The 13817-nt window shown below is 71.0% G+C and carries 16 protein-coding genes; 7 read left to right on the plus strand and 9 right to left on the minus strand.

What is annotated here, in order from left to right; genetic code table 11:
* Positions 1-18: 18 nt before the first annotated feature.
* The 3 genes from VGL30_RS16825 to VGL30_RS16835 all read right to left on the minus strand — a co-directional run bounded on the left by VGL30_RS16825 (position 19) and on the right by VGL30_RS16835 (position 2161).
* Positions 19-1005 carry an LLM class flavin-dependent oxidoreductase gene (locus VGL30_RS16825; protein WP_331541176.1) on the minus strand — a complete coding sequence of 329 codons (987 nt, stop codon included), beginning with the start codon at positions 1003-1005 and terminating at the stop codon, positions 19-21.
* Between the two features lie 117 nt (positions 1006-1122).
* Positions 1123-1653: a DUF1003 domain-containing protein gene (locus tag VGL30_RS16830; RefSeq protein WP_331541177.1), complete on the minus strand. Its 531-nt coding sequence runs from the start codon at positions 1651-1653 to the stop codon at positions 1123-1125.
* Positions 1646-2161: a hemerythrin domain-containing protein gene (locus tag VGL30_RS16835; protein WP_331541178.1), complete on the minus strand. Its 516-nt coding sequence runs from the start codon at positions 2159-2161 to the stop codon at positions 1646-1648. The genes VGL30_RS16830 and VGL30_RS16835 overlap by 8 nt, the downstream gene beginning before the upstream one ends.
* Before the next feature lie 97 nt (positions 2162-2258).
* On the opposite strand from VGL30_RS16835, the gene VGL30_RS16840 reads away from it, so the two are divergent.
* Positions 2259-2678 carry a secondary thiamine-phosphate synthase enzyme YjbQ gene (locus tag VGL30_RS16840; RefSeq protein WP_331541179.1) on the plus strand — a complete coding sequence of 140 codons (420 nt, stop codon included), beginning with the start codon at positions 2259-2261 and terminating at the stop codon, positions 2676-2678.
* A 223-nt stretch (positions 2679-2901) separates the two neighbouring features.
* On the opposite strand, the gene VGL30_RS16845 is transcribed toward VGL30_RS16840, so the two are convergent.
* Entirely contained in the window at positions 2902-3138 is a 237-nt protein-coding gene (locus tag VGL30_RS16845; RefSeq protein WP_331541180.1) for a hypothetical protein, read from the minus strand.
* A gap of 102 nt (positions 3139-3240) precedes the next feature.
* On the opposite strand from VGL30_RS16845, the gene VGL30_RS16850 reads away from it, so the two are divergent.
* The 5 genes from VGL30_RS16850 (at position 3241) to VGL30_RS16870 (ending at position 7060) form a co-directional block, all read left to right on the plus strand.
* On the plus strand, positions 3241-4011 hold the full coding sequence (locus tag VGL30_RS16850) for an SDR family NAD(P)-dependent oxidoreductase (protein WP_331541181.1): 771 nt from the start codon (positions 3241-3243) through the stop codon (positions 4009-4011).
* 119 nt (positions 4012-4130) lie between these two features.
* The gene (locus VGL30_RS16855) at positions 4131-4373 is read left to right on the plus strand and encodes a hypothetical protein (RefSeq protein WP_331541182.1); all 243 of its coding nucleotides are present in this window, start codon (positions 4131-4133) and stop codon (positions 4371-4373) included.
* A gap of 28 nt (positions 4374-4401) precedes the next feature.
* A complete protein-coding gene (locus VGL30_RS16860; protein WP_331541183.1) occupies positions 4402-4761 on the plus strand; it encodes a hypothetical protein in 360 nt (119 codons plus the stop codon).
* On the plus strand, positions 4761-5294 hold the full coding sequence (locus VGL30_RS16865) for a YfiR family protein (protein WP_331541184.1): 534 nt from the start codon (positions 4761-4763) through the stop codon (positions 5292-5294). The genes VGL30_RS16860 and VGL30_RS16865 overlap by 1 nt, the downstream gene beginning before the upstream one ends.
* The gene (locus VGL30_RS16870; RefSeq protein WP_331541185.1) at positions 5291-7060 is read left to right on the plus strand and encodes an ATP-binding protein; all 1770 of its coding nucleotides are present in this window, start codon (positions 5291-5293) and stop codon (positions 7058-7060) included. Before VGL30_RS16865 ends, VGL30_RS16870 begins: the two co-directional genes overlap by 4 nt.
* A gap of 111 nt (positions 7061-7171) precedes the next feature.
* Here the strand turns inward: VGL30_RS16870 and VGL30_RS16875 are convergent, their stop codons facing one another.
* Positions 7172-7645, minus strand: a complete 474-nt coding sequence (locus VGL30_RS16875; RefSeq protein WP_331541186.1) for a nuclear transport factor 2 family protein — start codon at positions 7643-7645, stop codon at positions 7172-7174.
* A 274-nt stretch (positions 7646-7919) separates the two neighbouring features.
* On the opposite strand from VGL30_RS16875, the gene VGL30_RS16880 reads away from it, so the two are divergent.
* A complete protein-coding gene (locus VGL30_RS16880; RefSeq protein ID WP_331541187.1) occupies positions 7920-9116 on the plus strand; it encodes an amidohydrolase family protein in 1197 nt (398 codons plus the stop codon).
* A gap of 276 nt (positions 9117-9392) precedes the next feature.
* On the opposite strand, the gene VGL30_RS16885 is transcribed toward VGL30_RS16880, so the two are convergent.
* The 4 genes from VGL30_RS16885 to VGL30_RS16900 form a co-directional block, all read right to left on the minus strand.
* Entirely contained in the window at positions 9393-10190 is a 798-nt protein-coding gene (locus VGL30_RS16885; protein WP_331541188.1) for an MBL fold metallo-hydrolase, read from the minus strand.
* A 158-nt stretch (positions 10191-10348) separates the two neighbouring features.
* Positions 10349-11830 (minus strand): class I adenylate-forming enzyme family protein, encoded by a 1482-nt coding sequence (locus VGL30_RS16890; protein WP_331541189.1) that lies wholly within the window; start codon positions 11828-11830, stop codon positions 10349-10351.
* 22 nt (positions 11831-11852) lie between these two features.
* A complete protein-coding gene (locus VGL30_RS16895; protein WP_331541190.1) occupies positions 11853-12161 on the minus strand; it encodes a hypothetical protein in 309 nt (102 codons plus the stop codon).
* 264 nt (positions 12162-12425) lie between these two features.
* A partial coding sequence (locus VGL30_RS16900) for a CoA transferase (RefSeq protein WP_331541191.1) occupies positions 12426-13817 on the minus strand: 1392 nt, incomplete at its 5' end.

A 13817-nucleotide genomic window follows, 5' to 3' on the forward strand; every position in this document is an offset into this window, starting at 1 on the left:
CCGGACAAGGCCGTCGCTTCAGGCGCCGGCTGCGGCCACCGCCGGCATCACCTTGTCCACCACGGTGTGCAGGTAGCGCCACCCGATCTCAGGCGGCAGGCCGCCGACGATGGGGTGCAGCGAAAGCCGCCCGCCGGAGCGGATGTAGGCCACGGCTTGGTCCACCGTCATGATCCGGTGACTGCCGTTCTCGGCGCGAAGCTCCTCCGCCGTGCGCACGAAGGAGAGGCTGCTGGTGTCCTCGTTGCCCTCGTTCCAGGCGGCGTAGCCCAGCACGTCGTTCATCATGTAGGGACCGAGCTCGGCCCAGGCCGCGTCGAGGTCCTCGGCCACGAACACGGTGGCCGGGGAGCCGGCGACCGGAAGGTTGCAGATCTGCGGCTCGTGGCCGTTGGCGCGGCAGGCCTCCTCATAGGCGTCCCGCAGCGCCGGGTCGCCCCTCTGGGCGAAGAAGTCCAGGCCGTAGCGGCCCGCGCGGCGCGCCGCCGCCTTGCTGCCGCCGCCCCAGGCGATGCGCGGGCCGCCCGGCGTCACCGGTCCCGGGGTGACGTGGATGCGCCGGCCCTGGTGCTCGAAGGGCTCTCCCGTCACCGCGCGCAGCAGCAGGGCGAGGTTCTCCTCGGCGATGGCGCCGCGCCGGCTGAAGTCGACGCCGTACATCTCGTATTCCTCGGTGCGGTAGCCGAGGCCGCCCACGAAGCGGGTGCGGCCGTTAGAGAGGATGTCGACGACGCACATCTCCTCGGCCAGGCGCACGGGGTTGTAGAGCGGCAGCTGCACGATCGAGACCGCCAGCGGGATCTTCGTCGTGCGCGCCGCCAGCGCCGAGATCAGCACCATCGGGGCCGGCAGGTAGCCGTCGGCGGACTTGTGGTGCTCGCAGACCAGGGCGCCGACCGCGCCGCGGGTCTCCGCCCAGGCGGTCATCTCCAGCGCCGCGCGGTAGAGGTCGGTGGCGGGCGCCCCGTTGACGGGCGCGCGCATGTCGAACCGCAATCCGAACACGTCTTCCTCTTTCTCGTTGATGACCGACGCCGCGAAGGGCCGCGGCGCCTTTGTGTCATGGGTGTTCGCGGCTTGTCAGGCGTTTTTTCAACGCCCGCGGGCCTGCGGGGCGGCCTCTCAGGCGTCCACCTGGGCGTCGATGGCGGTGCCGACGGCGGCGGGGTCGACGGGCTCGGCCATGGCGTGGGCCTCGGGATCATCGCGGTCCACCACGTCCGGATGGTCGCGGCGCAGGTCCTCCAGCAGCTCGATGATTTTGGCGCTCTTGCGGTCGGCGAGGATCGCCAGCTCCAGGGTCAAGCGGGCCCGCCTCTCGGCCAGCTCGTCCGCGCGGCGCTGGGTGACGAGGATCAGCAGCGCGAAGATCAGGGCCGCGACGGTGGCCGCGAACTCCAGCCAGGCGAACAGGGGCTGATCCACCGCCCCGCCCCTCGCCCAGACCGCGAGCCCGGTCCCGAACGCCAGGACCAGGGCCACCAGGACCAGGGCGCCGGGCCGCGCCAGCCGCGCCGTGGCCGCGTCAATCCCCCGCTGCAGGGCGGTCGCCTGGGCGTGGTGCTCCCGGTGCAGGGCGACCACGTGCTCGACCGAGGCGGCGACCGCGTCCGGGAGCGGCTCCGGCGCGTCGCTCGCCACGTCGTCAGGCAAGCGAAGTCCCCGTGAAGGTGGGCGTCTCGGGCTTGGCCACGCCGCCGGACTTGTAGGCGGCCACCAGATCGGCCTTCTCGGCGGCCATCCGCCCGCCCAGGGCGTCCATGTCGAGGCCGGCCTTGCGGGCCTGGGCGAACATGCCGTCGGAGCGCTTCTCCTCCTCCTCGACGTGGTGCTCGATCATCTCGGAGAGGACCTTGACCTTGGCGTCGTAGAAGTCGTCGCCGGGGCCGCCGGCCTCGATCTCGGCGATCAGCACCTTGGCGCCGTCGTGCTCGACATAGGCTTCCTTCAGGAGGTCCTGCTCCACCTCGCCGGCGCAGGCCGGGTAGAAGATATCCTCCTCGATCTTGGTGTGGACGGTGAGCTCCAGGCAGATCTGCTCGGCCAGGCTCTTCTTCCGGCTGGCGCCCCTGGCGGCCTCGAACCTGGCGAACAGGTCCTCGACCTTGCGGTGGTCGGCTTTCAGCAGGGCGATGGCGTCGAGCTTTTGCGGTGCGGGCATGGGTGTCTCCAAATGCGGTTTGACATCCGAACGACGCGACCCCGCGATCGTTCCAGCGGGACGGCCGATCCCCCGCCGCCGCCGGAAGGAGCCCGACATGCGCCAGGCCCTGCACACCCTGACCGTCCGCACCCCGGGCCGCGGCCTGGTGGAGATCACCGGCGAGGTGAGCCGCTGGGTCGCCGGGCAGGGAATCGGGACGGGGCTGCTCACCCTGTTCTGCCGCCACACCTCGGCCTCGCTGCTGGTGCAGGAAAACGCCGCGCCGGCGGTGCGCGCCGACCTGGAGGCCTTCTTCGAAGACCTCGCCCCGGAGGCCCGGGGGCGCTATGCGCACGACGACGAGGGGCCCGACGACATGCCGGCGCACCTGCGCGCGGCGCTGACCGGCGTGCAGCTCTCGATCCCGGTGGCGGAAGGCCGCGCGGTGCTCGGGACCTGGCAGGGGATCTACCTCTTCGAGCACCGGCGCGCGGCGCACCGGCGGGAGGTGGCGCTGCACCTCATCGGGGCTTAGCGGACCCTGGAGCACGATGATTCCAGGCGGAATCGCCCGCTCAAAACCCGCCCGCCCCGGCGAAGGCCCATAGGCGGTAAGTTGAGCCTGCCGGGTTCACCGGGAGCTTTTCCTCCCCGTCCTCTCCGGGACGGGGAGGAAAAAGGCGCCGTCGCCCTTAAGTTAGCGCCTATGGGCCTTCGCCGGGACGAGCGGAGGCGGATCAACCCGATTTCAACCCGCTCTAGCCCGCCGGCTTGCCGCGGCCGGCGGCGTCCCAGGCCATGAACTCCGCGCCGTCCACATAGCCGTCGTGGTTGGCGTCAGCCTTGGCGAACTGGGCCGGGTCGAACTTGAAGGCGCTCCACTCGGCCTTGCTGATCTTCCCGTCCTTGTCGGTGTCGGCCGGGTGCAGGAAGGCGGCGAAGGCGGGCGCGGCGACCGCCAGGGCGGCGGACAGGCAAAAAGCGAACAGACGCATCGTGAAACCCTCCATACGGAGATCGCAGGATCGCGGGATCTGATGGCTGAAATTGGCCGAGAGGGTTACGCGGATGTCCGGCGCCTGTGGAGACCGAGCGACATGACATCCGAGGGACGACTGGCCGGCAAGGCCGCGCTGGTGACGGGGGCCAGCCGCGGGGTCGGCCGCGCGATCGCCGAGCGGCTGGCGTCGGAAGGCGCGCGGGTGGCGGTCTGCTACCTGGCCGACCGCGACGCGGCCGAGGCGGTGGCGGCGGGGATCGCGGCCCGCGGCGGCGAGGCCTTGGCCGTGCAGGCCGACATCGGGCGGCTGGCCGACATCGACGCGCTGTTCGCGGCGCTGGACCGGGCCTGGGGCGTGGGCGGCAGGCCCTATCTCGACATCGTGGTGAACAACGCCGCGCTCGGCGGCGGGGCGCAGTTCGACAAGGTGGACGAGGCGGAATTCGACCGGGTGATGGCGGTGAACCTGAAGGGACCGTTCTTCGTCATCCAGCGCGGCCTGCGGCGGATGCGCGACGGCGGGCGGGTGGTGAACATCTCCGCCCTCGGCGCGCGGCGGGCCTACCCCGACGTGCCGGTCTACACCCCGGCCAAGGCGGGGCTGAACACCCTGACCGCCCTGCTCGCCCGCGACGCCGGCCTGCGGGGCATCACCGTCAACGGCGTGGCGCCCGGCGCGGTGGAGACGGACATGACGGCCGCCCGGCTCAGGCAGCCGGGGGCGCTGGAGGACTACGCCCGCCGCACCCCGCTCGGCCGGATCGGCCAGCCGGGGGACATCGCCGAGGTGGTGCTGTTCCTGGCCTCGAAGGAAGGCGGCTGGATCACCGGCGAGACCCTGACCGCCAGCGGCGGGCTGGGACTTTGAGCGAAACGGCCCGGTCGCCCGGCGGAATGGTCATCGACCTCCGGGCGGCATGGCCGGGCGGGCGCACCTTAGGGAACAGACGCGCCGGCCGGGTGTTGCATGGGAAAGGAGCCTATCCCATGGGGCCAGAACGGCGTCCGGCGCCCAGCCCCGTCCCCAGCCACGTAGCCAGCCTCAGGCGCGTCGAGGCCAGCCGCAGCCGCGCCTACAGCGAGCCCAGCGCCCCGGCCCCGGTGGACGGCGACGTGGTGGTCTGGGGCCCGGCGGGCGTCGCTTTCACCATGACCCCGGACGCCGCCGAGGAGACCGCCCTGCGGATGCTGGAGGCCGCGCGGCTGGCCCGCGCCCAGGCCGGCGGCTGACCGCACGCTTTCCGGTTTTCTCCAGCCCGTGACGGCGACGGGCCTCGTCCTGGAGACCGGCGCCGGTTCCAGCCTGCGGCCGGCTCGGGCCGGGCTCTCCGTTTCGATGAGCATATCCCTGGACGGCTATGGCAGGTTGCGCTCAAATGACGCTTCGCCGATCGGCTTTTTTTCAGTCAGGATCGACGCCGGCCTGAAGGGTCGGATCTGGGGGCTCGAAGCGTGGGGCGATTTCGACGCCACGGCGGTCCGGCGCCTCAGCGCCGGTCTCACGGTTCGTGGCCGCGACATCGGAAAGGCTCCGGAGAGCCTGGACATTTCGCGACTGGCGGCGGCCGGGCGCGGCCCGCCGCGGCGACAGACGACGGGCGTCCGCGTCGACCGGTGATGCGCGGGCCGCGCCTCGTCCTGGCGGCGATCGCCCTGGCGGCGGCGGCGCCGATCGCGGCGGCCCAGCCGCCGACGCTGGAGTTTCCGGTCAAGGCCGCGTTCCTCTACAAGTTCGGGGCCTATGTGGAATGGCCCGCCTCGGCCTTTCCCTCCCCCGCTTCGCCGTTCACCGTCTGCGTGGTCGGCCACGACCCGTTCGGCGCCCTCCTCGACCGCTCCGTGCAAGGACAGACGGTGGGCGCCCGGCCGATCGTCGTGCGGCGGGTCGGCGTGGCGACGGGCGCAGCCGGCTGCCACATCGCGTTCGTGGGCGGGTCCAGCGAACACCCGGCGGCGGCGGCCTTGAAGGCGCTGGCCGGCGCCCCGGTGCTCACCGTCACCGACGGCCCGGTCAATGAAGGCCGGGGTGCGATCCATTTCATCGTCACCGCCAACCGGGTCCGCTTCATCATCGACCTGCGCGCGGCCGCGGCCGGCGGATTGACGGTGAGTTCCAAGCTGCTCAACCTTGCTGCCGAGGTGGATCGATGAACGCGTCGCCGCCCCTGCGCCGTGACCGGATGACCGTTGTCGCGTTGATCGGCGCGATCGGGCTGATCCTGGTCAGCTTGGCGATCACCATCTTCAACGAGTCGATCTACCGGTCGCGGCGGATCGGCTCGCTTGCCGCCCAGACCGCGGTGATGGCCGCCACGGTGGAGCCCGCCCTGGTGTTCGGCGACTCCCAGGCGGCGCAGGAGGCCATGTCGGCGCTTCGCGCCAATCCCGGGATCGAGGTCGCGGGCGTCTATGACGCCGCCGGACAGCAGCTGGCGCGCTACGCCACCCGCCACGCCGCGCCGCCGGAACGGGCGCCGCCGCCCGGCGCGGTGGTCCGGCGGAGCCAGGCCGGGGTCGCGGTCGTGGTGACCCATGAGGGCCGCGCCGTCGGAACGGTCTATCTGCGCACCGCCCCCGAGCCGCTGGCCGCCTATATCGGCCGCCACGCCGGGACGGCGCTGCTGCTGCTCATCTCGGTGCTGATCGTCGCCGGCATGCGGTCGGTGCAGAAGCGGCTGATCGCCGCGTCGCAGGAGGCCGAGGCGCGGGCGCTGGACCTGACGCGGCTGAACCAGGAACTCCGGAACCAGGAGCAGCGGCGGGAGTCGGCGGAGGAAGCGCTCCGGCAATCGCAGAAGATGGAGACGCTGGGGCAGCTTACCGGAGGAATCGCACATGATTTCAATAACCTGCTGCAGAGTGTTCAGGGCAGCCTGGAGCTGATCGGCCGCCGCCCGAACGACGCGGCGCGGGTGGAGCGGCTGGCCTTGACCGGCCTGGCCGCGGCCGAGCGCGGGGCGCGGCTGACCGCCCAGCTCCTGGCCTTCTCGCGCTCGCAGAAACTCGAGCTCCGGGCGCTGAACGTGGCCGAGTTGACCGCCCGCCTGGACCGCCTGCTGCCTAACACCGTCGGCCCCGGCGTGGAGATCGCCTACGACCTGAACGACGTGACGGTGCAGGTCACGGCGGACGCCACCCAGCTCGAGCTCGCGGTGCTGAACCTGTGCATCAACGCCCGCGACGCCATGCCGGACGGCGGCCGGATCCTGTTGCGGTCCCGGCTGGCCGCCCTGGAGGCGGATCCGGAACTCGAGGCGGGCGAATACCTGCTGCTCTCGGTGAGCGACACCGGAGCCGGCATGTCGGAGACGGTGCGGGCGCGGGCGTTCGAGCCGTTCTTCACCACCAAGGATCTGGGCAAGGGCACGGGACTGGGCCTGGCCCAGGTCTACGGCATCGCCAAGCAGGCCGGGGGCACGGCCCGCATCGACAGCGCGCCGGACCTCGGCACGACGGTGACCATCTACCTGCCCCGGGCGAAGACGCTTGCGGCGGCCGAGGAGCCGCCGGCGGAGAATGAGCCGGCGCCGGTGGTGGCGGGCGCGCGGATCCTGGTGGTGGACGACGACGCCGGGGTGCGGGCCTATGTGACCGACGCCCTGGCCCACATGGGCTATGTGACCCTGGAGGCGGAGGACGGGGTCACGGCGCTCAAGGTGCTCGACGAACAGTCGGTGGACCTGATGCTGGTGGACTACGCCATGCCGGGGATGACCGGCGCCGAGGTGACCCGCCGGGCGCTGGCGCAGCGGCCGCGCCTGCCGGTGGTGTTCGCCAGCGGCTACGCCGTCTCCGACGCCCTGGAACAGGCCCTGGGCCGCCCGGCGCGCCTGCTGCGCAAGCCTTTCGACAGCCGGGCGCTGGCGCTCTCGGTGCACGACGCGCTGACCGGCAAGGAGCCGGCCTCGGCGGCCTGACGCATCCGGCGGACGCTATGAGTTCAGGCGGAGTCGTCCCCTCAAAACCCGCTCACCCCGGACCCGGGGCCGGGATGAGCGGAGACCTGATCAACCCGATTTCAACCCTCTCTAGATGTCAGGCCAGACGGTCGGCTTGTTGGCCGGATAGGGGAAGCCGGGCGGCAGGCGGCCTTCCGGGTAGCCGGCCGGGACCTGCAGGCGTATGCGGTTGCTCTTGATCTTCCAGGTGTCGCCGCGCCGGACCAGATGGTAGCGCACCACGGCGTTGCAGGCGATGTTCGCCCCGTTCATCCAGCTGGTGACGAAGTTGTAGGCGCGGACGATCATGTCGTCCTCGCTGTCGCCGTACTCGCAGATCAGGTTCACCAGCTTGTGGCGCGTGCCCGCGGAGAGCGCGCCGACCGGCACGCGCCGCAGGGCCTCGCGCCCGCGGATGGGCTCCGGGGCGCTGCCGGCGAAGACGCCGTCCTCGGTCCAGAGGTCCACCCAGGCGTCGGAATCCCCCTCGTCGACGAAGAAGCAGTAACGGGCCAGCACGTCGGAGACTTCCAGCCGGTCCTCGACCGTCACTTTCCTGGGCATGGGCTTTCCTTTCGGTTTGTCGAACGCCGCTTCGGGCGACCTCGCCGGAGAGACGGGCTGCTCCGTTCGTTGGCGGCGACGCTACTACGCCGGTTCCGGCGAGGTCCAGGGAGGAGTCGGAATGCGATCGATGCCGGAATGAGACCGGAGCGAGCTTCAAATAGCATTGGAGGCCCAAGTCCCGCCTTCGTATGATCCGCGACAAGATCAATAGTCGGCGCTGCTGGCGACACCTCGCGCAGGACGCCGGAAACACCCCCTGGGAGCGCCCTCCATGACCACCCTTGTCTCGGCAAAGCCCGCCAGCAAGCCGAACCCCTTCGCGGGCCTGAAGGTGATCGACGTCGACACCCACTGGACCGAGCCGGTGGACCTCTGGACCTCCCGCGCGACGGGCGCGATGAAGGAGCTGGTGCCGCAGGTCCGCGAGAAGGACGGCGAGGCCTGGTGGTTCATCGACGGCAAGCCGTTCGGCAAGAGCCAGCACTCGAGCTGCATCATGAAGGACGGCGCCAAGCTGCACGGCATGGGCTTCTGGGACCTGAAGTTCGACGAGGTCCACGAGGGATCCCATGACGTGAAGGCGCGGCTGAAGGTGATGGACGACATGGGGGTCTACGCCCAGATCGTCTATCCGAACGTCCTGGGCTTCGGGAACACCAAGGCCTCGGCCTTCGCGCCCGAGACGCGGATGGCGGCCACCACCATCTACAACGACGCCGCCGCCGAAATGCAGGCCGCCTCGGGCGGGCGCATGTTCCCCATGGCCCTGACGCCCTGGTGGGACATCAAGGCGGCGGTGAAGGAGATCCGCCGCTGCCACGCCATGGGCATGCGGGGGATCAACACCAACTCCGACCCGCAGGACGCCGGCATGCCGGACCTGAACGAGCGCTTCTGGGATCCCCTGTGGGAGGTCTGCACCGAACTCGACCTGCCGATCAACTTCCACATCGGCTCCAGCCAGACCCAGAACAGCTGGTTCGGCGGCACGCCGTGGCCGTCGCACGGCAAGGACCAGAAGCTGGCCATCGGCGGGGCGATGATGTTCTTCTCCAACGCCCGGGTGCTGACCAACCTGATCTTCTCAGGCGTGCTGGAGCGGTTCCCCAAGCTGAAGTTCGTCTCGGTGGAGAGCGGCATCGGCTGGATCCCCTACCTGCTCGACAGCCTGGACTACCAGTGCGAGGAGCTGGCGCCGGAATCCATGTCGTACCTGACCATGAAGCCGTCGGACTACTTCCGCCGCAACATCTACGCCTGTTTCTGGTTCGAGCGGAAAGGCATGCGGGAGATGGTCGACCTGGTGGGTGTCGACAACGTGATGTGGGAGACCGACTACCCGCACCCGGTCTGCCTCTATCCGAACAGCCTGGACGTGACCGCCAAGACCCTCGAACGCTTTACCAGCGCGGAGACCAAGAAGATCATGAGCGCCAACGCGGCGGGGGTCTACAACATCGCGGTCTGACCGACCGGCGCGAGTGGCTGGTCGGGCTGATGGAAGGGGTGGAGGACATTCCCGGCTCCGCGCTGTCGGAGGGCATCGCCTGGGAGTGGGAATCCTTCCCCGCGTACCTCGACGCCCTGGACCGCCGGACCTATGCGATCGACGTGGGCTCCCACATCGCCCACGGCGCGCTGCGGGCCTACGTCATGGGCGAGCGCGGGGCGCGCAACGAGCCGGCGAATCCGGCCGACATCGCCGGCCTGATCGCCAGCCTTCGGATCACCGCGGCGGCGTCCCTCAGGACCAGTAGCGGCGGCCCTCGCCCATCAGCACGCGACCGAACCGCAGGCCCGGGAAGTGCGGGCCGCCCACCAGGGTCTCGCCGTCGAGCTCGCGCAGGATGCGGTCGCGGGTGGCGATGGAGAGCTGCTTGTCCATGTCGGCCAGGGCTTCGCGTTCCGGCGCCTCGATCTGCAGCGGGCAGGAGATGATGTCGCCCAGGATCATCGCCCGCTGCCCGCCGGAGGAGAGCACGTAGCACTGGTGGCCGGGCGTGTGCCCGGGGGTGGCGAGCGCCGCGATCCCGGGAGCCACCTCTCCGTCATGCTCGATGAGCTCGACGCGGCCGGCGGCGCGCAGGGCGCGCATGCCCTCGGCGTGACCCTCCCACTTGGAGGTCTCGACCACCGCGTCCCAGTCGCCGGCGCCGAAGCGCACCACGGCGTTCGGGAAGAAGGGCGCGCCGTGGGCGATGATCCAGCCGCCGTGGTCCTGGTGCATGTGGGTGGGCAGGATGAGGTCGATGTCCTCGGGGCTGACCCCGACACGGGCCAGGGCGGCGGGCAGCTTGCCGCCCTCCAGCCGCATGTTGCGGCCTGGCTTCGGCGTCCAGTCGAAGACGGTCGGGCCCATGCCGGCGTCGATCAGCACGGTCTTGCCGGCGGTGCGCACCAGGAAGCAGGCGATCGGCAGCTCGATATGGCCGTCGTGCACCATGTCCGCATGGGCGCTGTTCTCGGCCACGCCGAACATGTCGGCCGGACCGCGCGCGGAGCCGTCCTGCAGCACTTCAACCTCGAGATCGCCGATCCGCATGCGCCCGCTCCCTGATTCATGGGGCGGGCGTTGAGCCGCCGCCCTGCGGCCGTCCGCGGCTGCGCGCCGCGCACGGCCTGTCATGCGGATGATGGTAATGCGTCCGGCGGACGTTGGAAACGCCGAGCTGCTGCGCCGCCCCGGACCCGCGGCCGCGCTCAGCCCGCGTCGGCGAGGATCTCGCGGACGACGCGCCGCAGCAGCTTGCCGGTCTCGTTGTAAGGCAGGCTGTCGAGCACGCGGACCACCTGCGGGGCGCGGGAGGACCTCAGGCTGGCCTTCACCCAGGCCTGCAGCTCCTCGGTGGTGACCGGGGCGCTCAGCACCACGGCGGCGGCCACCGCCTCGCCCCAGGCCACGTCCGGCACCCCCACCACGGCGGCGTCGCGCACGGCGGGGTGGCGCAGGAGCACGTCCTCGATCTCGCCCGGCGAGATGTTCTCGCCGCCGCGCACGATGACGTCGTCGGCCCGGCCCTCCAGGAACAGGAAGCCCTCGTCGTCCAGCCATCCGTGGTCGCGGGTGCAGAACCAGCCGTCGGCGTCGCGCAGGTCGCCCTGCTCGCGGTACTCGCCGGCCACCTGGCCGCCGCGCACGAAGATCAGGCCGGGAACGCCCGGCGGCGCCGGATGGCCGTGATCGTCGCGGACCTCCAGCTCGATGGAGGGCAAGGGCCGGCCGACCGAGCCCAGGCGGCGGCGCACCTCCGCCTGCTCGCTTACAGCTGCGGCGCGGTGGTCGTCGGGGCCCAGCAGGCAGATGGTCGAGCTGGTCTCGGTCAGGCCGTAGGCGTTGGTGAAGTCCACGCCCGGAAACAGCGCCATGGCCCGCTCGATGACGCTGAGCGGGGCCTTGCCGCCGCCGTAGGCCACCGCCCGCAGGCTGGGCGCGACCCCGGCGCCGGCGCCCGAGTCCAGGACCTCGACGATCCGCTGCAGCATGGTCGGCACCACGAAGGCGTTGGTGATCCGCTCTTCGTTGGTCAGCCGGATCCATTCCTTCGGGTCGAAGTTGGGCAGGAACACCATCTTGCGGCCGGCGTAGATCGACGAGAGCAGGCCGGCCACGCCGGCGATGTGGTAGGGCGGCGCGGCCACCAGGGTGGCCTCGTCCTCCTCCGCCGCCATGAACTCCACCGTGCCCAGGATGTAGGACATCAGGTTGTCGTGGCTGAGCAGCGCGGCCTTCGGCTGGCCGGTGGTGCCGCTGGTGAACAGCTGCACCGCCACCGCCGACTCCACCGCCTCGGCCAGGCCCTCGCCCGGCGCCGGGAAGGACGCGGCGTCCACCGGCGTCACGCCCGCCGGCGCCTGTACGCCCTTCAGGTAGGCCGGGTCGCAGACCAGCAGGGCGGGATCGATCCGCGCCAGCAGGGCGGAAAGCTCCTCGCCGGTCAGGCGGTAGTTGAGCGGCGAATAGGGCACGCCCGCCAACGCCGCCCCGAACAGGGTCACCGGGGCCGCGGGGCCGTTCACCGCCAGGTAGCCGGCATAGCCCGCCCCCGCCGCCACGATCTGGGCCGCGGCGCGGCGCGAACGCTCCAGAAGGCCGGCGTAGGTCAGGCGCAACCCGCCGCAGACCACGGCTTCGCGGTCAGGCATGGCTTCCGCCGCCATCTCCAACAGGGTGGCGATACTCATCGTCTGGTCCTCCGCGACGCCTCTAGTCCGACGTCGGGAGCGCCTTGGCCTGCTTGGCCAGGATCGGCGCGCCGTCCAGAGATAGCGACCCCTTGCCGCCCTTGGTGCAGAGGAATTCGAGCGACTCGTCGGCGTTGACGTAGCGCTTGCCCATCATCGAGCCCTCGGCGAAGGCGGGATCCACCTCGCCGCCCGGGGCGTCGGCCGCCATCTCCAGCATCTCCGCGCCGCCGCAGCGCACGTCGTGCTCGCCGCCGTCGGTCTTGATCACCATCACCTGGGTCTCGCAGACCGCACTCTTCAGCCGCACGCCCGGCTTCAACACTCGCATTCCAGATCAGCTCCTGACTTGATGAGGACGTCCAATACGGGCGAGCCGGCTACGAAGCCTCCCGCCCATCGGGCCACCCGTCGTTGCAACTCCGTCATGGACGGAAAAACCAGGCGGGTATGCCCGGTTTGCGGCGAAATGGCCAATGTCACGTTAAGGCAGCCCGGAAATAGCGGCCCACGGCTGACAGGACGGGCACGGATCGACGCCGACGCGCGCACGTCGCAGCGCGACTCGGCGGGACCTTCGGGATGATGGCGGCATTCAGGGGGATTCGGCTGTCGATGGCTCTCGGGCGGGTTCCGGGGATTTCGGCTTGGCGTCGTAGACCTCCGGCTTGTAGCCCATGAACCGGCGCGGCCCGGTGATCAGGGGCTGGCCGGACTCCCAGACGCCGGCGACCTTGGCGGCCGACAGCTCGGCGATCTGGTCGGCCGTGTAGCCGAGCTCGGTCAGCACCTCGCGGGTGTATTCGCCCACCACCAGCGGCGGGCCCTGGATGGCGCCGGGGGTCTCCGAGAAATCGAACAGCAGGCCGGTCTGGTCCAGGCGACCCACCAGCTCCTGTCGATAGCTGACGGTCCAATTGCGCCGCCGGAATTCCGCGTTGTCATGCAAGGCCAGGGTGAACCCGGGGTCGCTGACCTCGGCGGGCACGCCGGCGGCGTCCAGCGCCTTGCGCCAGTCGAGGGCCGAGCGGCCCTTGAAGGCCGCGGCCAGGGCGGCGCGCAGGGCCTTGTCGTGCTGGCGGCGGCCGTCCTCCGTGGCGAAGTCCGCGGCGTCGAGAGAGCCGGCCTGAAGCACGCCCTTCAGCGCGGTCCAGTGGCCTTCTTCCGGCGCCACCACGGCGATCCAGCCGTCGGCGGTCTCATAGAGGCTATTCAGCGCCGACATGCCGGTCTGCATGCGGTCGAGCCTGGGCCGCTCGAAGCCCGTGCCGTCGGGACGGGCCAGCGCGTGCGAGATGTTCAGCAACTGGGCGTAGACGATCGCCGTGCCCACGAACTGGCCCTCGCCGGTCTTCGCGCGGTGGTAGAGGGCCTCCAGGATGCCGATGGCCGAGAGGAAACCGCAGCCGGTGTCGCCGAAGGAGGTGAGGGACCAGATCGGCTTGCCGCCGTCGGCCATGCCGCCGTCTTCGTATTGCGCGCCGGCCAGGCAGGCGCCGGTGTGGTCGTTGCCCGGCAGCCTCTCGCGCGGGCCGCGCTCGTGGCCGCGGCTGTGGCAGTAGATCAGGTCGGGCTTGATGGCCTTCAGGCTCTCGTAGTCCACGCCCAGCCGCAGGGCCGCGTCGTAGCGCATGTTGTGCTGCACCACGTCGGCGGTCGCCACCAGCTCGCGCAGGATCTCCATCCCCTTGGGCTCCTTGAGGTCCAGGCAGACGGAGCGCTTGCCGCGGTTGGCGGCGAAGGAGAGGTGGTTCTTGTGCCAGTAGCTGTCGTGGAAGGCGTTGATCTTGATGACGTCGGCGCCCAGGTCGGCCAGCACCTGGCACCCGAACGGTCCGGCGACCGCCAGGCCCAGGTCCAGCACGCGGACGCCGGCCAGCGGGGCCTTCAGCTTCGCCTTCTCCGGCCCGGCCTTCGGCGCGGGCTTCGCGGCCAGGGCGGCGGCCTCGGCCTTGATCTCGGCGGTATGCTGGCCGGCCGCGGGGGC

The sequence above is a fragment of the Phenylobacterium sp. genome, assembly GCF_036502675.1.
Classification (GTDB): domain Bacteria; phylum Pseudomonadota; class Alphaproteobacteria; order Caulobacterales; family Caulobacteraceae; genus Phenylobacterium.